20 protein-coding genes are annotated in these 21467 nt (G+C 67.1%); 14 read left to right on the forward strand and 6 right to left on the reverse strand.

All coding sequences use genetic code 11. The annotated features are described in order from the left end of the window. Positions 1-3 precede the first annotated feature (3 nt). From AC1REM_RS02795 to AC1REM_RS02820, 6 genes are read left to right on the forward strand one after another with little or no spacing between them, the layout of a single operon-like run. Positions 4-891: a DUF58 domain-containing protein gene (locus AC1REM_RS02795; RefSeq protein WP_492513227.1), complete on the forward strand. Its 888-nt coding sequence runs from the start codon at positions 4-6 to the stop codon at positions 889-891. Then, a complete protein-coding gene (locus AC1REM_RS02800) occupies positions 875-1360 on the forward strand; it encodes a hypothetical protein (RefSeq protein WP_492513228.1) in 486 nt (161 codons plus the stop codon). Before AC1REM_RS02795 ends, AC1REM_RS02800 begins: the two co-directional genes overlap by 17 nt. Beyond that, on the forward strand, positions 1351-2343 hold the full coding sequence (locus AC1REM_RS02805; protein WP_492513229.1) for a VWA domain-containing protein: 993 nt from the start codon (positions 1351-1353) through the stop codon (positions 2341-2343). Before AC1REM_RS02800 ends, AC1REM_RS02805 begins: the two co-directional genes overlap by 10 nt. Further along, a complete protein-coding gene (locus AC1REM_RS02810; protein WP_492513230.1) occupies positions 2340-3347 on the forward strand; it encodes a VWA domain-containing protein in 1008 nt (335 codons plus the stop codon). The genes AC1REM_RS02805 and AC1REM_RS02810 overlap by 4 nt, the downstream gene beginning before the upstream one ends. After that, positions 3344-4117: a hypothetical protein gene (locus AC1REM_RS02815; RefSeq protein ID WP_492513231.1), complete on the forward strand. Its 774-nt coding sequence runs from the start codon at positions 3344-3346 to the stop codon at positions 4115-4117. Before AC1REM_RS02810 ends, AC1REM_RS02815 begins: the two co-directional genes overlap by 4 nt. Next, entirely contained in the window at positions 4111-5208 is a 1098-nt protein-coding gene (locus AC1REM_RS02820; protein ID WP_492513232.1) for a hypothetical protein, read from the forward strand. Before AC1REM_RS02815 ends, AC1REM_RS02820 begins: the two co-directional genes overlap by 7 nt. A gap of 12 nt (positions 5209-5220) precedes the next feature. On the opposite strand, the gene AC1REM_RS02825 is transcribed toward AC1REM_RS02820, so the two are convergent. Together AC1REM_RS02825 and AC1REM_RS02830 are read right to left on the reverse strand one after the other, a co-directional pair. Next, on the reverse strand, positions 5221-5409 hold the full coding sequence (locus AC1REM_RS02825) for a hypothetical protein (protein ID WP_492513233.1): 189 nt from the start codon (positions 5407-5409) through the stop codon (positions 5221-5223). Between the two features lie 38 nt (positions 5410-5447). Further along, positions 5448-5636 carry a hypothetical protein gene (locus tag AC1REM_RS02830; protein WP_492513234.1) on the reverse strand — a complete coding sequence of 63 codons (189 nt, stop codon included), beginning with the start codon at positions 5634-5636 and terminating at the stop codon, positions 5448-5450. Between the two features lie 167 nt (positions 5637-5803). Between AC1REM_RS02830 and AC1REM_RS02835 the strand changes: the two genes are divergently transcribed. The 7 genes from AC1REM_RS02835 (at position 5804) to AC1REM_RS02865 (ending at position 16995) form a co-directional block, all read left to right on the forward strand. Next, positions 5804-6061, forward strand: coding sequence for a hypothetical protein (locus tag AC1REM_RS02835; RefSeq protein ID WP_492513235.1), 258 nt, complete (start codon positions 5804-5806; stop codon positions 6059-6061). Positions 6062-6299: 238 nt separating this feature from the next. Beyond that, positions 6300-7040: a Pr6Pr family membrane protein gene (locus AC1REM_RS02840; protein ID WP_492513236.1), complete on the forward strand. Its 741-nt coding sequence runs from the start codon at positions 6300-6302 to the stop codon at positions 7038-7040. A 47-nt stretch (positions 7041-7087) separates the two neighbouring features. After that, positions 7088-8533 (forward strand): argininosuccinate synthase, encoded by a 1446-nt coding sequence (gene argG, locus AC1REM_RS02845; RefSeq protein ID WP_492513237.1) that lies wholly within the window; start codon positions 7088-7090, stop codon positions 8531-8533. 153 nt (positions 8534-8686) lie between these two features. Then, on the forward strand, positions 8687-9301 hold the full coding sequence (locus AC1REM_RS02850; protein WP_492513238.1) for a TetR/AcrR family transcriptional regulator: 615 nt from the start codon (positions 8687-8689) through the stop codon (positions 9299-9301). Then, positions 9298-12081, forward strand: a complete 2784-nt coding sequence (locus tag AC1REM_RS02855) for a YhgE/Pip domain-containing protein (protein ID WP_492513239.1) — start codon at positions 9298-9300, stop codon at positions 12079-12081. The genes AC1REM_RS02850 and AC1REM_RS02855 overlap by 4 nt, the downstream gene beginning before the upstream one ends. Beyond that, positions 12078-14261: a YhgE/Pip domain-containing protein gene (locus AC1REM_RS02860; protein ID WP_492513240.1), complete on the forward strand. Its 2184-nt coding sequence runs from the start codon at positions 12078-12080 to the stop codon at positions 14259-14261. Before AC1REM_RS02855 ends, AC1REM_RS02860 begins: the two co-directional genes overlap by 4 nt. 103 nt (positions 14262-14364) lie before the next feature. Further along, entirely contained in the window at positions 14365-16995 is a 2631-nt protein-coding gene (locus tag AC1REM_RS02865; RefSeq protein WP_492513241.1) for a penicillin acylase family protein, read from the forward strand. A gap of 114 nt (positions 16996-17109) precedes the next feature. On the opposite strand, the gene AC1REM_RS02870 is transcribed toward AC1REM_RS02865, so the two are convergent. Continuing rightward, a complete protein-coding gene (locus tag AC1REM_RS02870; protein WP_492513242.1) occupies positions 17110-18690 on the reverse strand; it encodes a carbohydrate-binding protein in 1581 nt (526 codons plus the stop codon). A gap of 157 nt (positions 18691-18847) precedes the next feature. Here AC1REM_RS02870 and AC1REM_RS02875 point away from each other — a divergent pair, with 157 nt between their 5' ends. After that, entirely contained in the window at positions 18848-19609 is a 762-nt protein-coding gene (locus tag AC1REM_RS02875) for an alpha/beta fold hydrolase (protein WP_492513243.1), read from the forward strand. A gap of 85 nt (positions 19610-19694) precedes the next feature. Here AC1REM_RS02875 and AC1REM_RS02880 read toward each other — a convergent pair whose 3' ends face one another. From AC1REM_RS02880 to AC1REM_RS02890, 3 genes are all read right to left on the reverse strand, one after another. Continuing rightward, positions 19695-20468, reverse strand: coding sequence for an endonuclease domain-containing protein (locus AC1REM_RS02880; RefSeq protein ID WP_492513244.1), 774 nt, complete (start codon positions 20466-20468; stop codon positions 19695-19697). Positions 20469-20808: 340 nt separating this feature from the next. Then, on the reverse strand, positions 20809-21201 hold the full coding sequence (gene mnhG / locus AC1REM_RS02885; protein ID WP_492513245.1) for a monovalent cation/H(+) antiporter subunit G: 393 nt from the start codon (positions 21199-21201) through the stop codon (positions 20809-20811). After that, on the reverse strand, positions 21198-21467 hold the full coding sequence (locus AC1REM_RS02890; protein ID WP_204938515.1) for an MrpF/PhaF family protein: 270 nt from the start codon (positions 21465-21467) through the stop codon (positions 21198-21200). Before AC1REM_RS02890 ends, mnhG begins: the two co-directional genes overlap by 4 nt.

Raw genomic sequence — 21467 nt, forward strand, 5'->3', positions numbered from 1 at the left:
TCCATGTCGAGTCTGCTGACCCCGGTGAAGAGCAAGCTCTTCATCGCTTCGTCGCGTAAGTCGACGCATGCGCTGGATGGCGCCTACGCGTCGCTGCTGCGCGGGCGCAGCCTCGACTTCGAAGACCTGCGCGCCTACGAATACGGCGATCAGGTGCGCGACATCGACTGGCGTGCGACGGCACGTCTCGGTTCGCCGATGATCAAGCGGTCGCGGGCAACGCGGATGCACACGGTGCTGTTCGCGGTCGACACAGGCCTCGGGATGCGCGGGTTGGCGCGGGATGAGCGGCCGAAGAAGGATCTCGCGATCCTGACGATCGGCGCACTCGGGATGCTGTCGCTGCGCCACGGCGACGACTTCACGCTCGTGCACGGCGATGCCGCGCGCGTGCAGCGCACGGAGATCGGTCGCAGTGAGGCCGCGCTGGAGCACACGCTGCGCCGCATCGACGGCGCACTCACGAATCCCGCGCCGAGCGATCGTGACGCACTGCTGGGCTTCATCGCGCGCACGATCTCCCGCCGCATGATCGTAGTGATCGTGACCGACGGCACGCCGCTCACGGCGGAGACCGAGCGGTTGATCCGCCGTCTTCGTGTGCAGCACGACGTGCTCTGGGTCACCCTCGACGACGCCGATCCGGTTCTCGACCGTACAAGCCGCCGCGGGCGCCTCGACGCGCACAGCTCCTGGGCGGTGCCGTCTTTCCTGCACGGTGATCACAGTGTCGTCGGTGAGCTCACGGCACGCGATGCCGAGGCGGCGGCGCGCCGCGACGCCCTTCTCGATCGGCTCGAGATCTCGCACACCGTGCTCCGCTCACAGGACACGGCCGTCAGCGATCTGCTGCACCTGCTCAACAGGAGGCGTCATGTCGGGCGCCGATGAACTGTACCCACCGGGGCAGTACGGGTGGGGATGGATGCTGCTCGCCTTCGGCGTGCTGGCGCTTCTGATCCTGGTCGCGTGGCTCGTGCTGCTGCTCACCCGGGAGAAGCGCGAACGCCCGCCGGAAGCCGTCGACCCCCCGATGTCTCTCGCCGAGGTGCGTCTCGCCCTGCGGGAAGAGAACATGCGCAGCATCCAGCAGATCGAAGACGACTATCGGTCGGGCGCGATCGACGCACGCCGTGCGCATCTGGAGTACAGCAGGGTGGTGCGTCGATTCGTGAACGAGTACAGCGGTTTGGAGGCCCCTGTGCTCGCACTGGATGATCTCGTCCGCCTCGGGGTCCACCCGAGCCTGGTCGAGGCGATGCAGCGCAGCTACTATCCGAGCATCTTCCGCAGGGCCGACCCCTTGGATCCGTACGTCGGCGCGGCCGCTGCACGCCAGGTGGTGCAGTCATGGCACTGACGTTGGCGATGCCGTGGATGCTGGTCGCCGTCGGCATCCTGATCCTGATCGCAATCATCGTTGGCCTGTTGCTGGGTCTGCGCCGCGGTCCTGAGGCGCGTGGCGACAGCGGCGCACTCGTGGCCCGGGCCGAGCGGGTTCGCGCCCTCCCCTCCTTCGCCCGTGCCGTGCGCCGGCGCCGTGCCGCCCTCGCCGGCGTCATCGTGCTCGGGCTCGCGGCGTCCGCTCTTGCCGCTGTCATCGCCGCACGTCCCGTGACGGCGCAGACGATCCAGCCCGAGAACAACAGTCGTGACGTGATGCTGTGCCTGGATGTGTCGGGCTCGATGAGCGACGTCGACGTCGAGGTCCTGGCCGTGTTCGAAGAGCTCGTCGAGGGTTTCGAGGGCGAGCGGATCGGACTGACGATCTTCAACAGCTCACCCGTGCAGGTGTTCCCCCTCACCGACGACTACGCATTCGTGCAGGCGCAGCTGCAGCGCATCCGCGAGAGCTTCGACTATCTCGAGGAGATCCCCGAGCACTGGATCGGCACGCTCAACGGACCGGGGGCCTCCCTCATCGGCGATGGTCTCGCCTCGTGCGCGATGCGCTTCGATCACGTCGACGAGGAGCGGGCGCGGTCGATCATCCTCGCGACCGACAACGAGCTCAACGGCGAATCGGTCATCACACTCGACGAGGCGGCGGCGTTCACGGCCAGCCGCGGCATCCGTCTCTACACGATCAACCCGGTCGACGGCATCGCCGAGGCCGAGAGCACCGCCCTCAGCGAAGCCGCAGCGATGACCGGCGGGATCGGCTTCGGGCTGCGTGACGCGACGACGGTCGACGAGATCATCGACGAGGTGCAGAAGCAGGAGGCGTCGACGCTGCGCGGGGAGGCGACCGTCATCCAGATCGACACCCCTCAGCTCTGGATCGTCGCGCTCATGATCGTCGTGCTCGGTTTCCTCCTGGTGCTGTGGAGGGTGCGACTGTGATCCTGCAACCCGTTCTTCACCCGATCCTGCTCGCGGTGCTGCTCGTGCCCGCGCTCGGAGTGGTGATGTGGATGCTCGTGCGCAGCCGATCCGCGGCCGCGCGCACCCTCTGGGTCGTGCGCGTCCTGCTCGTGCTCGCCTGCGCCGCACTGCTGCTGCGCCCCGGCATCCCCGGCGGATCGACGCTGACGCTCGCGACCGACACCGATGTCGTGATCGTCGTGGATACGACTTCCAGCATCGTCGCGGAGGACTGGGGTGACGGCGAACGCCGCCTCGACGGTGTGCGCGCCGATGTCGACGCTCTCGTCGACGCATACCCGGGTGCGCGCTTCGCGCTCATCACCTTCGACGCCTCAGCGCAGCTGCGTCTGCCGTTGACGACGGATGCGACGGCGCTCACGACCTCGATGAGCGTGCTGCAGCCCGAGGTGACCGCGCAGTCGCGCGGAAGCTCCATCGGCATCGCGCACGATCTGCTCGCAGAGACGCTCGCGGCGGCGGCGGAGCTCTCTCCGGAGCGGGCCCGCCTGGTCTTCTACTTCGGTGACGGCGAGCAGACCGCGAGCGGCGAGCCCGAGTCGTTCGCGGCGAGCGCGCCGTACATCGTCGGCGGCGGCGTCTTCGGCTACGGCACGAGCTCCGGTGGCCCGATGCGGCTCACGACGGGCGGCCTGGACGCGTCCCGCGAATACATCCAACACGAAGGCGAGCGGGCACTGTCGGTCATCGACGAGGCCGCACTGGAGACGATCGCCACGCAGCTGGGCGTCCCCTACCAGCACCGCACAGCCGACACCCCACCTGACTTCCCGCCCGCGCCCACCACGACGACCGCCTACGACGACGCTCGTACGGTGGGGGCGATCATCGACCTCTCGTGGATCGTCGCCCTCGTCGTCGCGGCGCTTCTCGCGTTCGAGATCGCACGCGCCACAATGCTCGTGACACGCATGCGGACACTCTCGCTGCGTACGCCCCGTGACGAGGACGGTGCCGCATGACGCTCACGCCTCGCCGCCGCATCCGCCGCTGGATCTTCTGGTGCACCCTGCCGCTGACGCTGGCCGCGCTGCTTCTGGTGGGAAAGATCGCGAGCATGTACGCCTTCGCGCACCACTCCGTCAGCGCCTATGTCACGGGCGACTACGCCGGGTCGACACAGGCCGCGCAGGGGCAGCAGTTCTGGAACTGGTTCGAGCCGCACCTGGCTCCGTTCAACGAGGGCACGGGGCTCGCCGCATCCGGAAACCTGCCGCAGGCGGAGGTGAAGTTCGAGGAGGCGCTGTCGCTGGCGAGCGGGATGGAGGTCTGCGACATCCGAGTGAACCTCGCGCTCGTGCTGGAGTGGCAGGGGGACGCGGCGACATCCGCCCGTGAGCCGGCGCGTGCGGCGGAGTTCTACAACCGCGCGATGACCGTGACCGTCGAGACCCCCGAAGAGTGCGGTGACCCCGAGGCGCAGGAGCAGACGAGCGACCCGCAGCGTGATCTCGCCGATGCGCTCGAGCAGCTCAAGGATCGTCTGCAGACGAAGCAGAAGCCCGAGGAGCAGCAGCCTCCACCGGGACAGCCTCAGCAGCCCGACGATCAGCAGACGCCCCCGTCACCCCTGCCCGACCAGCAGAAGCTCGACGATCTGCAGGAGAAGCTCGAGGACGGCGCGCGTGAGCGCGAAGAGATGCAGCAGGACGGACCCGGCGGCGACCAGCCCGACGGACCCGGCGACCAGCCCGGTGATGGCGGATCGAACGGGACGGACAAGCCATGGTGACCGACCGACCACTCACCGAGGGCGGCGCGCGATACGTGTCGAACTCCGAGGGCGCGCCTCCCCTGCCCCCTCCTGGCGGGTACCGCGCAGCACAGCGCCGCGGCATCGATGATCCGCAGGTCGCGGATCATCGCGCCGCCAACGGGGGTCCGCACCGCACGAACGCGATCGGCTGGGTCTCCCTCTGCGCCGCGATCCTCTTCGCATTCACGTTGCTGGTGCTGCTCGGCATCGGTCTCACCGACGTCATCTACGGCCCCACGATTCTCGCCCTGCAGCTCGCGCTCATCGGCGCGGTGGTCGCCGCGCTCATCACCGCGCGCGGGCGATTGCTCGGCATCATCGCCCTCGCCGTGGTGCTGCTCTTCAACGTGGCCACGGTCGGCGGCCTCGCGGCGCTGCGCACCTCGGCGACCGGCGCCTATGACGGCGGCAAGACCGACGAGCAGCGTCTCTGGGAGGCGTATCCCGGCATCAAGGATCGCGACCCACGCAGCATCCTGAACTCCCCCTCTCTGGAGGAGGTACGCGCGCTCTCGGAGGACGTGCTCGCCGAGGTGCGCGCACGTCTGACCGCCGAGTACGGCTTCGAGTGGGTGGAGGTCACCGATGAGGTTCTGCGCCCCGAGCGCAACGGCTACGGCGGCGAGTCGATGCTCGTGCAGTACACATCACCACAGTGGATGACCACGACCCCGGTCACCGGCTACGACCACAAACGCGCGGTCATGACGACGATCAGCGAGGTACTGCTGGAGCAGGGGTTCTGGGAGATGTTCGCCTTCAACGAGCCGACCTCGGGCATCTCGCCGGACGTCATCGAGAAGATGTACGGGGCAGCCGACCCGCGCGAGCAGGTCGTCTGGGAGTGGTACTCGGACAACTACCCCGACCCGACCCGCTTCTATGCCGACATCACCGACCTCGCCAACGACCGCACGGGTGACTACCGAGCCGCACGCGAAGCGCAATCCGCACGCACCGGCGAGCCGCTCGAGGGCCTCAGTCTCACCGTGCTGGCCGACGAACTGCTCAGCGCCGAGAAGCGGGACGCGTTCGAAAGCGCCCTGGGGGCATACGACGGCGGCTGAGACGCCGCGGGTTCAGCGCCGCCGCGCCATCAGTCTGTAGGTGACGAATGCGGCGATCGCCGCGAGCACGAGCGACACGAGCACGCGGACGACGCCGTGCACCCCGGTTGCGGCCAGCACGACGCTGACCGTGACGAGCACGACGAAGAGAGCGATGAATGCGGCACCTCGTGCGCGCTTCCCTCGGCTCCTGTCGACCACTCACCCATCGTATTTCGTCATGGATGCTCTCCCCGCGCCTACCTGCGGTTGCTCACGACCGCATGGGTGACCGCGGCCGCGATCACGCCCACGACGATCGAGAGCACCGCCCGCAGGATGATGTGCAGATCGGTGGCGAGTGCCAGCGCGATGCTCACCACCAGGATCGTCCCGAACAGGGCGACCATCGCCGCCGTATCCGCAGCCTTCTTCTCGGTCTTCGTCACCGGGGCGTCCTCTTCTCGTGGGATGGTCTTGTTTCTCAGGCAGAGATCCGGGCATCGCCTGCGAAGCCAGATGTCCGCCAAGATCGCGGTGAGGAGAACGAGCAGCACGAGGTCACCGTGGACGGCCTCTGCTTTTCTCGTTGCGAAATGCGATCGGGAGTCAAGTCATGAATTGGCGCCCATTCGGCACATCGAACTTTTGCCTCTTCTTGCGCGCAGTATGTATTGTCGATGAGCCGATTTCCTATCTGCGCCTCGACAATGGCCGAAAGACGAATGTCGATCATGATCGCGTCACCACCTCGTCGACGGCAGAGGTGCGCCACGACGAGTACCGGCACCCTGGATTCGGCGAGGGCACCGACCTCGGCGGCGGCCGCGCCCTCTCGCGAAAGAATCACAACGGAATGCTGAACGATTTCTGACATTTATCTGGGCGCACCTAAATGGCGATGATTGACCTGCACACTCGTCATTTCCGGCACGAAGAAGTCGAGGTCTGGACGCGACGCGTTGAAGCTAGCATCCCCCCGTTCTTCGCCGACAGGTTTGTTACGGACTTTTCCGAAACTCTTTCCACTTGTCCCCCGTTCGGCGGACAGATTCGCGCAGTTTTGCGACGAAATCCCACCAGAACCGGATCTGAGTCCCTAAAGTGATTTCGTGACCTCACCCGCCCACATCGCGAGCCCGCAGCGCGCCCGCACATCAGCCCTCACGCCGTCGGCGTGGGCTGTGGTGCGCCTTCTCGGCGCCGCCGCGATCATCGCCGCAGTCCTCGGCCAGCTCTCCGTCACCCTCGGCAACGCACTGTCCGATCCCACGCCGCACGGATCGCACCTGCCGACCGTGGCAGCGAACTTCCTGAGCTTCTTCACGATCGAGTCGAACATCCTGGGCGCCCTGGCACTCCTGATCGCCGCGATCTGGGCGCTGTCCGTCGGCCGTGGCGCCGACGTCGAACCGCGCTGGCTGGGTGTGCTGATCGCGAGCACCGCGACCTACATGATCGTCACGGGCGTCGTCTACAACGTGCTGCTACGCGGCGTCGAGCTGCCGCAGGGACAGACCGTGGCCTGGGCGAATGAGATCCTGCACGTCGTCGGGCCGCTGATCCTGCTCGCGGAAGTGCTGTTCGCGCCACAGCGCCGCCGGCTCGGCTGGGGAACGCTCGGAGTCATCGTCGCGTTCCCGATCGTGTGGTGCGCATACACGCTGATCCGCGCGAACTTCATCATCGCCCCCGCCACGGGACTGCCGTACTGGTACCCCTACCCCTTCCTCAACCCGCACAATTTCGACGCCGGATACGGCGTGGTCGTGCTGTACATCATCGGCATCGCCGCCGCGATCATCGCGATCCGCGCCGGTGTCGTCTGGGTGAGCCGCAAGCGCGGACGCTGACGCGTTCGAGGAATTGCGACACGCCGACCGCGGATAGACTGGGAACCATGTCTAAGGTCCTCCAGTCCCTCCCCGTCGGCGAGCGCGTCGGCATCGCTTTCTCCGGAGGACTCGACACCTCCGTCGCGGTCGCGTGGATGCGCGACAAGGGCGCTGTGCCCTTCACCTACACGGGCGACCTCGGCCAGTACGACGAAGACGACATCGCCTCGATCCCCGGCCGTGCGCTCGAGTACGGCGCCGAGGCCGCACGTCTCATCGATGCGAAGACCGCCCTGGTCGAAGAGGGCTTCGTCGCCCTCTCCTGCGGCGCATTCCACATCCGCTCCGGCGGCAAGACCTACTTCAACACGACGCCCCTCGGCCGCGCTGTGACCGGCACGATGCTCGTGCGCGCCATGAAGGAAGACGGCGTCGACATCTGGGGCGACGGATCCACCTACAAGGGCAACGACATCGAGCGCTTCTACCGCTACGGTCTGCTCGCGAACCCGCGCCTGCGCATCTACAAGCCGTGGCTGGATGCCGACTTCGTCACCGAACTCGGCGGACGCCAGGAGATGAGCGAGTGGCTCGTCGCGCACGGGTTCCCCTACCGCGACTCGGCCGAAAAGGCGTACTCGACTGACGCGAACATCTGGGGCGCGACGCACGAGGCGAAGACTCTCGAGCACCTCGACGTCTCGCTCGAGACCGTCGACCCGATCATGGGCGTGAAGTTCTGGGACCCCGCGGTCGCGATCGAGACCGAAGACGTCACGGTCACCTTCGAGGCCGGTCGCCCCGTCGCGATCAACGGCACCGAATTCACCGACCCGGTCGCCCTCGTCATGGAGGCGAACACGATCGGCGGCCGCCACGGCCTCGGCATGAGCGACCAGATCGAGAACCGCATCATCGAGGCGAAGTCGCGCGGCATCTATGAGGCTCCCGGCATGGCGCTGCTCTTCATCGCGTACGAGCGTCTCGTCAACGGCATCCTCAACGAAGACACCCTCGCGACCTACCACGAGCAGGGCCGCCGCCTCGGCCGCCTCATGTACGAGGGACGCTGGCTGGAGCCGCAGTCGCTCATGCTTCGCGAGTCGATCCAGCGCTGGGTGGGTCTCACGATCTCGGGCACCGTCACGATCCGCCTCCGCCGCGGTGATGATTGGACGATCCTCGACACCGTCTCGCCGAACCTGTCGTACGGTCCCGAGAAGCTCTCGATGGAGCGCGTCGGCGACGCAGCCTTCGGGCCGGTCGACCGCATCGGCCAGCTCACCATGCGCAACCTCGACATCGCCGACTCGCGTGCGCGTCTCGAGCAGTACGCAGGTCTGGGTCTTGTCGGCGGCGCAACGGGCGAGCTCGTCGGCCGCGTGACCGCGGGTGAGTCCGCCGAGATCACCGGCGCCGTCGAAGGCTCGGTCTCCGAGGCCGACGAAGCCCTGACGGATGCCGTCGACACCGCATCGGAGGGCGCCGCGTTCGACTTCGGCACCGACTGAACTGACTTCTGAAGAACGGGCCGGATGCTGCGCAGCATCCGGCCCGTTCTCTGTACGCTCCGGGCTCGGGCGCGCCTTCCTGTGGCCCACTTCCACGCGTTGTGCTCACGAACGATGTTGCACACTTATGTGCAACATAACTATCATTGACGGATGACCTCCCGCCCTGCCCGCTCGGATGCCCGCGCCAACCGCGCCGGAATCCTCGACGCTGCACGCAGCACGCTGGCCTCCGACCCGTACGCGAGCGTCGACGTGATCGCCCGCAGCGCGGGACTCAGCCGACGCACGCTCTACGGCCACTTCGATGACCGCGATGCCCTGATCCGCGAGCTCATCGTCACCGGTGCACAGCGCTTCAACGTGATCGCCGAGTCGATCAGCGACTCCGACTCCCGCATTGCCCTCGCCCGACTCGCCGCACGCCTGTGGCAGGAGGCCGCGCATGTGCAGTTCGCCGCAGCACTCGCTCTGGACGAGGCACACGTCGAGCACACGGCCGATGCTCTCGCGCCGTTGCGCCGCGCCGTGGCACGGCTCGTGCAGCGCGGGCAGCAGGATGGATCCTTCCGCACCGACATCGCCGCCCCCACGCTGGCGCGGCTCATCGAAGAGGTCGCGCGCACGGTCGTCGCTCGCACCGACGCATCGAGCAGCGGAGCGGCCGACATCGCTGTGCGCACCGTCCTGAGCATCGCTGGACTGTCGTGGCGCGAAGCCGATGAGCTTCTCACCGCTCATCCGGACATCGCGGAGCCCACCCCATGAGCGCCGCTCGCCCCAACGCCTGGAGCGTCTACCTCCGCGATCTCAAACGACTGGCCCGCGTCAGCAAGGCGTGGATCATCATCATCGGCGTCATCGTCACCCCTTCGCTCTACGCCTGGTTCAACATCGTCGCGTTCTGGGACCCGTACTCGAACACCGAGCAGGTCAGCGTCGCGATCGTCAATCAGGACACGGGGGCGTCATCTGAACTCACCGGTCGGATCGACGTCGGCGGCGAACTCGTCGAACAGCTGAAGCAGAACGACCAACTGGGATGGACCTTCGTCGACGAGGACGAGGCCATGGACGCCGTGCGCAGCGGACGCAGCTACGCGGCGATCATCATCCCGCCCGATTTCAGCCGTGCCTTCACGAGCATCACAACCGGGGAGATCACCCATCCGGAACTGACGTACTACGTCAACGAGAAGGCCAACGCGATCGCGCCAAAGATCACCGACGTCGGCGCCTCGACGATCGACGGCCAGATCAACAGCACCTTCGTATCCACGGTCGCCGAGGCCATCAGCGCGCAGCTGAAGAAGGCAGGGGTGGATGTCGAAGATCGCCTCGGCGACGCCCGCGACTCGACGGTCAGCGCTCTCGACAAGGCGACCGGAGAGGTCGCGGCAGCGCGGAAGGGCGTGACCGAGCTCCGATCGGGGCTCGAGGATGCCGGAACCGGCATAGACCGCGCATCCGACGCCCTGAACACGGTCGATCGCACGTTCGCCGAGGTGCAGACTGCCGTGACACAGGCGCGGGGAATCGCGGACGAGGCGCAGCAGGGACTGCTCACCCTCACCGACAGCATCACCTCGGCCTACGTCTCGGGTTCGACTCTCATTGCCGATGCCGCCGCCACGATGAACGGCTCGATCGCGACCCTGGCATCCGGCCTGCAGCAGGCGAATGTCGCCGTCGGCACCTCGATCGCCGATCTGACCGCCGTAACCGAGACGAACGCCAGAGCGCTCGATGAACTGCAGACGGTCCTCGACGACGCCCCGCCGGGGTCCGAGGCCGCACAACGGCTGAGCACGGCGATCGACGCTCTGAAAGCACGCAATGCCGCCGACCAGCAGGTTCTCGACCAGCTCACGCAGTTGAACGCCGACGTCTCGAGTACCATCGCCGCGGTCACCGGCGCCGCCGAGAGTGTGAACGGCGCCGTCGGCCGTGCCGCCGCATCGGCCACCGCCATCCGCGATGCACTCACCACGAGCGTGCCGCAGCTGAACCGCGCCATGTCGCAGCTCTCGGCGAGCGCCGACGCATTCTCAGCCGCCCTCGGCGCCCAGCGCACCCAGGTCGCGCAGGCGCAGAACCTGCTGTCCGGGCTGAAGACGCAGCTCGCCGGGACCTCCGATGCTCTCGCCGCGCTCGACGGCAACCTCGCCGCCGCCGAGTCGGGCCTCGGCACCGTGCGCACCGACGTGCTTGCGCTGGGGTCGGCCGAGATCTGGAACAAGCTCAGCATCGTCACCGGCCTCGATCCCGACGAGATCGCGCGCTTCATGGCATCTCCCGTCGAGGTGAGCACGAAAGTGATGTTCCCGACGGCCGCGTACGGCTCCGCCATGGCCGCACTGTTCACCAACCTGTCACTGTGGATCGGCGCCTTCGTGCTGATGGTGATCATGCGGGTCGAGGTCGACACCGAGGGCGTCGAGGGCATCACCGTGCGGCAGGCATACATCGGCAGATGGCTGCTGTTCGCGACGATCGTCGTGTTCCAGGCCGCGCTGGTCTGCATCGGCAACCTCGTGATCGGCGTCCAGACGGCGAATGCCCTCGCGTATGTCGGCACAGGCATACTCATCGGTCTCGCGTACCTCAGCATCATCTACGCCCTGTCGGTGTGCTTCGGCATCGTCGGCAAGGGTCTGTGCATCGTGCTGGTAATCCTCCAGATCCCCGGGGCCTCGGGCCTGTACCCGATCGAGATGATGCCCGACTTCTTCCGCGGGCTGTATCCGTTCCTTCCCTTCACCTATGGCATCGATGCGATGCGCGAGACCATCAGCGGGTTCTACGGCGACCACTGGTGGCGGTTCATGGGAGTGCTGGCGATCTTCACCGGGCTGGCCTGGATCCTGGGACTCTTCCTGCGGGGGCGCCTGGGCGGCTTCGCCCTGCTCTTCAACCGGCGCCTCGCCGAGACGGAGCTGATGGTCAGCGAAGACGTGCAGATCACCGGCCGGCGACGCATCCCCGAGATCATCCGCGCACTGACGGACGGAGACGGGTTCCGCGCCGACGTTGCGCGTCGCACGCGGCGCTTCGACGAACGGTATGCGACCCGGCTGCGCCTGACGCTGCTCGTCGGCGCCGGTGTGCTGGTCGTGCTCGCGCTCTGCGGGTGGCTGATCCCTGGCGCGAAGGCCGTCGTGCTCGGTCTCGGCGCGCTCTGGTGCCTGCTGCTCATCGCCTTCCTCGTCACGCTCGAGTACCTGAGACAGAGCATCGAGCGGGCGGCCGAGGTTGCGGAGATGCCGGATGCTGACCTGCGCCGCGCTCTCGCCGTCGAGAGCTCCGGGGAGCGCGAGCTGCTCACCGCACCCGTCGACGCGCATCCCGATCGTGTTGACGTTCCCGCACCGGAGCCCGATCCAGGGCCAGAGCCCGAGCCCGAGCCAGAGCCCGAGCCCGAGCCCGAGCCCGACGATGACACCGTCGTCTTGGATGAGCTGTTCCCTGAGGTGCCGGATGTGGACGAGGGCGCCGACCTCGACGCAGACAGCCCCGCACTTCCGGACGAGAAGGAGGACGAGAAGTGAACAACGTCCTTGCCGTCATCCGACACGACATCCGGCGCGCGATGAGCAGCGTCATGGCCCTCATCGTGCTGTTCGGACTCGTCGTCATCCCGTCGCTGTTCACCTGGTTCAACGTGATCGCGAGCTGGAATCCCTTCGACAACACCCGCAACCTCACCGTCGCGGTCGCGAACACCGACGACGGCTACCAGAGCGATCTGGTGCCGATTCGCCTCAACGTCGGCGAGCAGGTCGTGTCGGCGCTGCGCGCCAACGACGATCTCAACTGGGTCATCACCTCGGAGGAAGCCGCGATCGACGGCACCCGCTCCGGCGAGTACTACGCCGCGATCGTGCTGCCGCCGACGTTCAGCGCCGACATGATGACCTTCTACACGAGCGGTGCCGACCGCACGCGCATCGACTACTACCTCAACGAGAAGAAGAACGCGCTCGCTCCCAAGATCACCGGTCAGGGCGCAAGCGAGGTGTCGGCGAGCATCAACGAGGTCTTCACCGAGACCCTCGGCGAAGCGGGGATGAACATCATCAGCTCGCTGTCGTCGTACCTGGACGACGCCGACACGCAGGCGGCACTGTCGAAGCTGCACGCGCGCGTCGAGTCCGTCGGGGCGCAGCTGCGCGCCGGTGCTGCGACGGCGGACATGTTCACGTCGCTGATCGCCTCCAGCACGCCGCTGGTCGACAGTGCGTCCGGTCTTGTCACGGCATCCGGTGACGCCCTGCGCGACGCGAGCGGCGCGCTCATCGGCGGAAAGGATGCCGCCGCATCACTGAAGGCCGTGCTGTCCTCGACCACCGCATCCATCGACGAGGCGCTCAAGGGCACCTCGGACAGCTACCAGTCGCTGTCCGACAGCATCGACGGCGTGTTCGCCGCGATGGACTCGCAGTCGAGCAGCGCGGCAAGCAGCATCCAGGCCCTCGCCGACCGCGTGCAGGTGCAGGTCGATCAGCAGCAGACGCTGCGCGACGGACTCGTGAACGACGTGCGCCCACTTCTTCCCGACAGCGCCCTCGCCGCCTTCGACGCATCCGTGTCGCGGATCGACGCCGCGATCGCCAGGCAGCAGGCGCTGCAGGATCGCCTCGACGAGGCGGCAACGCGCATCACGGACGCGAATGCCACCAGCCAGGCGACCCGCGACGAGATCACGGCGTTGACCTCCGAGGCCAAGGCCGCCGTCGACGCCGCTCGCCGGTCGTACACCGACAGCCTGCGTCCCCAGCTCGACGCGCTCGCCTCGACCCTCGCGAGCATCAGCGGCGGGGTGGACTCCATCGGCGACGAACTGTCGTCCGCCGCGGGAGCTCTGCGCGGATCCTCGTCGACGGAATCGGCGCTGGCGCGTGCAGAGTCCCTGACATCCGGCATCTCGGATTCGCTCACCGCAACGGCCGCCCGCTTCGACGAACTCGCCGCCGCCCTCACGACTGCGATCGACACCGGTGATCTCAGCGACCTCACCGCGCTGATCGGCGCCGACCCGAGGGCCCTCGCGACGCAACTCGCCGAGCCCGTCGAGCTCACTAGGGTTCCGGTGTACTCGGTCACAAGCTTCGGCGCCGCGATGACGCCGCTGTACACGGTGCTCGCGCTGTGGGTGGGAGCGCTGCTCACCTCGGTGGCGATCCGAGTCGATCCGCCGCGCGACGGCTCGACCGGGCTCCCCGATCTGTCTCCGACCGAGACCTACCTCGGACGCTTCGGCATCTTCGCACTCATCGGCTTCCTGCAGAGCTCGCTCGTCAATCTCGGCAGCGTGTTCTTCACGCAGGTGCAGCCGCAGCATCCCTTCCTGCTGATCCTCGCCGGATGGGTGACCTCGCTGGTCTTCACGCTGATCATCTACACGTTCGTCGTCACCTTCGGCAACGCCGGCAAAGCGCTCGCGGTGCTCATGCTGGTGATCCAGATATCGGGATCGGGCGGGGCCTACCCGCTGCAGGTGCTGCCGCAGTGGTTCCAGAGCATCAGTCCGTTCCTGCCGGCGACGCACGCCGTCAACGCGATGCGCTCGGCGATCGCCGGGGTGTACGAGAACGACTACTGGGTGTCGCTGGGATGGCTGGCATCGTTCGCGGTGCCGGCGCTGCTGCTGGGACTGGTGCTGCGACGCCCGTTCATCCGCAGCAACCAGAAGATGCTCGCGGCACTGCGGTCGACAAAGCTCATGTAATCAGCGACGGTGGCGGATATGATGCCAGGGCGCGCGCTGTCCCGAGACGCGCACCCGGACTCCGCGATACCCGGTCCCACCGAGACTTGAGGACTTTCCGCCGATGTCGACTGATATCCCCATCGCAGCACCGTCCCGGAGCATCGCCGCGCGCATCGGCCGGATTGCGTTCCTCGTCATCGCGGGGCTCCTCGTCGTCGCCACCGGCGCGGCATTCTTCGTGGTGTGGACGATCCAGCGCTCCTTCCCGCAGACGACGGGCGAGATCCCGCTCACGGGCCTCACTTCCGAGGTCATGGTGCAGCGCGATGCGCGCGGGGTGCCGACGATCACCGCCCAGAATTCCTACGACCTCTTCTACGCACAGGGCTTCGTGCACGCGCAGGACCGCTTCTTCGAGATGGACTTCCGGCGCCATGTCACGAGCGGTCGGGTCGCGGAGATGTTCGGCGAATCGCAGGTGGCCACGGATGCCTTCCTGCGCACCCTGGGCTGGCGGGTCGTGGCCGAGCAGGAGGTCGCCGCGATGGACGAGACGACCCTCGGCTACTACCAGGCGTATGCGGACGGCGTGAACGCCTACCTGGCGGATCACTCCGGCGCGGAGCTCTCCCTCGAATATGCCGTGATCGGAATGCAGAATCCAGACTATGCTCCGGAGCCCTGGGTTCCTGCGGACTCGGTGGCCTGGCTGAAGGCGATGGCCTGGGATCTGCGTGGCAACGTCGAAAGCGAGACGGAGCGAGCGCTGCTCGCCGCGACCGTCGATTCCGACACGATCAGACAGATCTATCCGGAGTATCCGTTTGACCGCAACCCGGTGATCGTGCCGACGCTGTCGGTGTTGCCACTCTCCGCATCCGGAGAGAGCGCTGCCGGCGGAGGGGGCTCGGCGGTCGGGGCGGTGACCTGGACGGAAGCGACCGACGTCATCGAAGCGGTGAGTCTGCTCGTCGGCGACACGGGCGAGGGGATCGGGTCGAACTCCTGGGCGGTCTCGGGCGAGCTGACAGACACCGGGATGCCTCTGCTGGCGAACGATCCGCACCTGGGCGCCTCGCTGCCGTCCGTCTGGTACCAGATCCAGCTGCGCTGCGAGACAGCGACGACCGACTGTCCGTTCGACCTGGCCGGGTTCTCCTTCGCCGGGCTTCCGAGCATCGTGATCGGCCACAACGGCACGGTGGCATGGGGTTTCACGAACCTCACGACCGATGTCACCGACCTCTACATAGAGAAGGTCGATGGCGACAGCTACTGGCGCGACGGTGCGCTGACCCCGCTGGAGGTTCGCGAGGAGACAATCTCCGTTGCAGGCGGAGACGACATTCCACTCACGATTCGCAGCACCGTGCACGGCCCGATCATCTCCGGACTCACGGATGACTTCACGGCGATCGCGGAGGATCCGCAGCTGGTTCCGACGCAGCCCTCCGCACCGGATGCGGCGGGGTCCGCACCTCCCGTCGTAGGCCCGCCCGACGCATCCGCCGACGCTCTCTCGGGCGAGTACGCGGTGAGCCTGCGCTGGACCGCTCTCGATCCGGGCACCACCGCCGTCGCCCTCTTCGCGCTGGGCACCGCCACGACCTTCGACGAGTTCCGCGCAGCAGCATCCGGCTTCGACGTTCCCGCACAGAACCTCATCTACGCCGACACGGCCGGCAACATCGGCTACCAGGCACCCGGGAGGCTCCCGGTTCGAGGAGCGGGTGACGGCTGGGTGCCGCAACCCGGGTGGTTCAGCGCCTTCGACTGGACGGGATACATTCCGTTTGAGGAACTGCCCGCCTCGTACAACCCGAGCGAGGGGTACATCGTCACCGCCAACAACGCGATCGTGACGGACGACTACGCCTACTTCCTTTCACGCGATTGGGATGCGGGCTACCGCGCGGGGCGCATCGTGGACCTCCTGGAACAGGCGATCGCGGAGGGTCCGGTGACGGCGGACGACATGCGACGGATCCAGATGGACAGTGAGATGTGGATCGGCACGCGCTTCGTAGATGCGCTGGACGGAGTCCCGATCGACCGCCCCGAAGTGGAGCAGGCGATCGAGCTCCTGCGCGCGTGGGACGCCCAGAACGACGCATCATCTCCGGCGGCCGCCTACGCGAACGTCCTGTGGTCGCGCCTGGCGCAGAACCTGTTCTCCGAGCGGGAGAACCCGCTGCCGACCACCGGCCAGGCGCGCATGTTCACCGTCGTGTCGGCACTGCTGGATGAGCCGACCGCGGCGCTGTGGACCAACGAGTCCATCGGTGTGGACGGGCGCAACGCGATGCTCGCGCTCTCGGCAGAACAGGCCTACGACGAACTGGTGAGTCTGCAGGGCGATGCACCCGCGCTGTGGAACTGGGGTTCGCTGCACGCGATCACGCTGACGCATCAGACGTTGGGCACGTCCGGCATCGCTCCGATCGAGATGCTCTTCAACCGCGGGCCATATCCGGTGAGCGGCGGGTCATCGGTCGTGAACGCGACAGGCTGGAGCCTCGGGGAGTCGTACGCCACGACGACCGTCCCGTCCATGCGGATGGTCATCGACCTGTCCGACTTCGACGCGTCCACCTGGAATCACCTGACCGGCGCGAGCGGGCATGCCTTCCACCCGCACTACACAGACCAGACCGAGGCCTGGATGAAGGGGGAGCAGTCGCCCTGGCCGTTCAGCCCTGAGGCGGTGACGAAGGCGACCGTCGACACGTTGAAACTGACACCGGCCCCATAGATGACGGCGGAGAGTTCGTGCGCGGCATCCGCCCTTAACGTCCGGATGCCCCGGAGAGGCGACTCCGGGGCATCCGCTGTCAGACCGCGCGAGGCGCTGACTTCTATCGACCGATCAGCTGCAGGCGGCAACCAGCTGCCATGCACCCCAGGTGGCGGAGCCCGGAGTCTCACCCTGCGTCCACCAGCGAGCCTTGTAGTCGGAGCCCTGGTAGCTGACCGTCGCGCCGCCGACGTAGGCGCTGCCGGCGACCCATGCGGGCGCGCACGTGGTGCCCGTCGGCTCGGTCGTGCCCGGATCCGTGGTGCCAGGATCCGTCGGGCCTGTGCCGGGGTCACACGCACCCACGAGGTTCCACACGGCGTTGGTGCCGGGGGTGTCACCCTGCGTCCACCACTTGGCCGTGTACTCGGAACCGTTGTGGCTGACCTTGTTGCCACCCGTGTAGACCTTCGACGACGACCAGGCGGGCGAGACGCAGTTCACGCTGCCGGGATCGGTCGTGCCGTCCGTCGTGCCGTCCGTCGTGCCATCGGTCGTGCCGTCCGTCGGGTCGGTCGTTCCCGGGTCCGTCGTTCCCGGGTCGGTGGTGGTGCCGTCGGTGGTGCCGTCGGTCGTGCCATCCGTCGGCTCGGTCGGACCGGGGGTGCCGGAGCCACTGCCCAGACGCTGCCCGATGACGTTCGCCAGCTCGTAGTTGTTGGTCTTGTCCCAGTTGACCGACCACGTCATGACGCCGCCGATCTTGCCGTACTGCTTGGCCGGCTTGAAGCTGCCGCAGTTCGTGCCGGTCTCCAGGCAGTCGACGGCCTTCACGACGTTCGCAATCGGCTGGTAGCCACCACCGGCGGCCTTCGGCACCGCCGGCACACCGATGCCAACCTGGTCGGGGCGCAGGCCCATCTCGAGCTTGATCACGCTGAGCGCGGTCAGGAAGTCGACCGAACCCTGCGAGTACACCTTGCCGTCTGCACCGAGCATCGCGCCCGAGTTGTAGTACTGGGTGTTCGTGACGGTCAGGATGTCTTTGATGTTGAGGGTGAGCTGGTAGTAGCCCATCGACGTCGCCTGATAGTCGATCGTCTGCGGCGCCATCGTGAGGATCAGGCTCGGGCCGACCTTCGCCGAGAGCTGACGGAGCGCCGACGTCATGTACTGCGCGTTGATGCCGTGCTCGAGGTCGATGTCGACACCGTCGAAGCCGAACTCCTGCATCGTCGCGTACACGGTGTCGGCGAAGTTCTTCGCCTCAGTCGCGTTCGAGACGATGACGTTGCCCTTCTCGCCGCCGACCGAGAGCACGACCTTGCGTCCCTCAGCCCGGACCGCCGCGACATCTGCCTTGAACTGCGCGTTCGTATAGCCACCCAGTTCGGCGCTCGCGACATCGAACTTCACACCGCCCGGCGTGCCGGCCAGGTTCTCGGCGAAGGCGATCGCGACGAGGTTGTACGCCTTGGGAATCTCGCTCACACGCATGGTCACGGACTTGTTGTCGAAGTTGTGCCAGTAGCCCGTGAGCCACTGCGCCGTGCCCGCGGTCGCCGCAGCAGGCGCGGGCTGCGCGCCCGGCTCCGCAGCCGCCACGGGGGCCGAAATGAAGATCGCGCTGGCCGCGACCGCCGCAGCCGTCGCCACCGTGGCAACAGCGCCGACGATGCCGCGACGACGGCGGGATGGGGAATTCAGTCTCACAGGAGTCTCCTTGGTTCTCCGCGCCGACATTCAGGGGGAGCCATACCGTCGACACTGGTTCGGCCCACGCTAGAGACGGGCTCCGCTGCGGCGCATCCGTGGTTTCCACATTCCTGTCTTCAGGCGTTCGCAAACCCGCCCGTACTAGCGTGGAGACATGCCGGAACGACTGCTCGCGCCCGCTGGAGCGCCCGCCTCAATCGTCGAGTTCGCACACGCAGGAGCCACCCTCATCGCAGAGGACTTCGGCACGGGTCGCAACACGTTCGTGCTGCTGCACGGAATCGGCATGGGACGCAGCGTCTACCTCGACCTCGTGCAGCGGTTGGAGGGGCGCGTCATCGCCCTCGACCTCCCCGGGTTCGGCGAAGCCCCCGAGCCGATCCGCACCCTCACGATGGAACGCCACGCCGACCTCGTCGCCGCCTACCTCGACGAATCCGAGGCGGAGGACGTCATCGTCATCGGCCACTCGATGGGCGCACAGATCGCCGCGGAGCTCGCCGGCCGCCATCGTGCCCTCGTCTCCGGCGTCGTGCTCGCCGGGCCTACCGTGAACACCGCCGCCCGCAGCATCCGCGCACAGGCGACCTACCTGCTCCGTGATCTCATGGGCGAGCGTCCGCTCGTGATCTGGCGCGGCGCACGCGAGTATCTGCGCGGCGGGCCGCACCTGATCCGCAAGATGCGCGCGACGATCGTGCACGAAGCCGAGCGCGCCTACGCGCGGATCACGCAGCCCACCCTCGTCCTGCGCGGCGAGAGTGACCCGCTCGCCCCGATGAGCTGGTGCCGCGAGATCGTCGATGCGATCCCCGGAGCGCAGCTCGAGGTCATCCCGGATCACGGGCACGGAACGCTGATCAGCGATGCCGAACCTGCCACGCGGCTCATCCTGGAGTTCGCCGAGCGGGTGTGACTCCTTCAATTTGCGGTGACAGCCACGGCAGTGTCGCGTCTTTTCGCGAGTTGGGCACTCCGGGGGCAGAAACTGAAGGAGTTGGTTACCGGACAGCGGCACGTGCATCAAGGATGTCGATCAGCGCCAGGCGGAGTCGATCTGGGTGATCCATGATGTCCGCAGCAAGCGGTCGCACCGTCGTGTATCCCAGACGCGCGGCCGCCAGATCACGCCCACGATCCGCCACCTGCTGCTCCCACCCCGCATGGAACTCCCGGCTGTCGCACTCGATGATCAACCACCCGTCAACCACGAAGTCCACCCGTCCCACACCGGGAATCCTTACCTGCGTCTCGAACGGCACGCTCAAGGCACGAAGAATCAGACGCACGAAGGTCTCCGGACCGGACTCCGCCGACCCGTCGGCGAGCGCGAGCAGGGAACGGAACCGGCGCGGGACGGTGGTGAAGACCTCGATGAGGTCTTCACGCGTCATGAGCCCCAGAAAGAGCAGACTGTCCAACGTCGCCAACGCCGCACGCGGCTCCTGACAGCGCACGGCGTGACGGACCACGTCGATGAGCGACGCCACATGCAGAAGTCCAGCCTGTTCAATGGCGGGATGCCAGTGCAGAGTCGTCGAACGTGCCCGCGGAGTCCGCAACCGCGACCCGCCCCGAACGATATGCACGTGCAGCCCTCGTGAGCGGTGCACGAAAACGCCGAGCTGCTGCAGTACAGAGAGACACGAGAGGCGGCCGCCGATACGAACGGCCTCACGCACATGCGCGTCAAGGTCCGCGGACGCATATCGATCGCGGCGGATCCGGATCAGCGCACCCGCGCGCACAGCGTTCGCGATGCGCCTCGGGGTCATTCCCTGCGCCCTCAGGTCGGCTCGACTGTAGACCATCGGCCGGTACAGGGCGAGGAAGTGTTGTTGGTGTGACTGACGCATAGGCGCAGTCTCTGTGCGGTGGGCGGGTGCCGAAGTGGCCAACTCCGCGAACTGGGGACGAGGCGGGGAGGACGACCGTTGTGCAGAACACCCCAGGCGGACACAACTCCTTCAATTTGTGGCCTGCACAGGTGTGAGCTGACGGAAAACCGCGGGTGGCCCGCGCGGCGTCGACAGAACTGAAGGAGTTGTTTGCCGCGCGGGCAACGGGCCTCAACACAACCACCCCCGGGGCCCACCCGTCCCGCGAGACGGCGCGTCAGCCGCCTGCGGCAGGCGGCGTCTCGCGCGACTCTGCAAGCTCGTCGACCACGAGCGAGCGCTCGTCGATCGTGCCGTTGCGGTAGGCCTGCCGCCCGACCATGTGCGCCGACAGGGGTGCGGTCGCGAACTGCATGAGCACCACGGGCACCACGAGCGCGATGCCCGTGACGATTCCGACGAGCGAGCGCTGCGACAGCGCGATCGCCAGACAGATCAGCAGCAGCCCGAGCACCTGAGGCTTCGTTGCGGCATGCAGTCGCGTCGGCACGTCGGAGAAGCGCAGCAGGCCGATCGCGGCCGTCAGGCAGAGCAGTGCGCCCGCGAGGATGAGCACAAGCACCGCGACATCGATCACGGGATCAGGGATGACCAGGTCGAACACGTTCATGAGGTCGTGTTGTCCCTTCGTGCGACGTACCGTGCGACGGAGATCGATCCGAAGACGCCGACCGCGGCGACGATCAGCAGCACCGGAAGCGTGCGGATGTGCTGGTTGATCGCCATCTCGGCTCCGAGCACGCAGATCACTTCGGTGAGCAGCACATCGGATGCCACGGCGCGGTCGAGGATCGACGGACCGATGACGATCCGCACCACGGTGAGGATCGCGGCGATGCCGAAGACGATCATGATGATGAGCAGGAGGGTGTTCAT

The sequence above is a fragment of the Microbacterium sp. GW823-FHT02G05 genome, assembly GCF_058797175.1.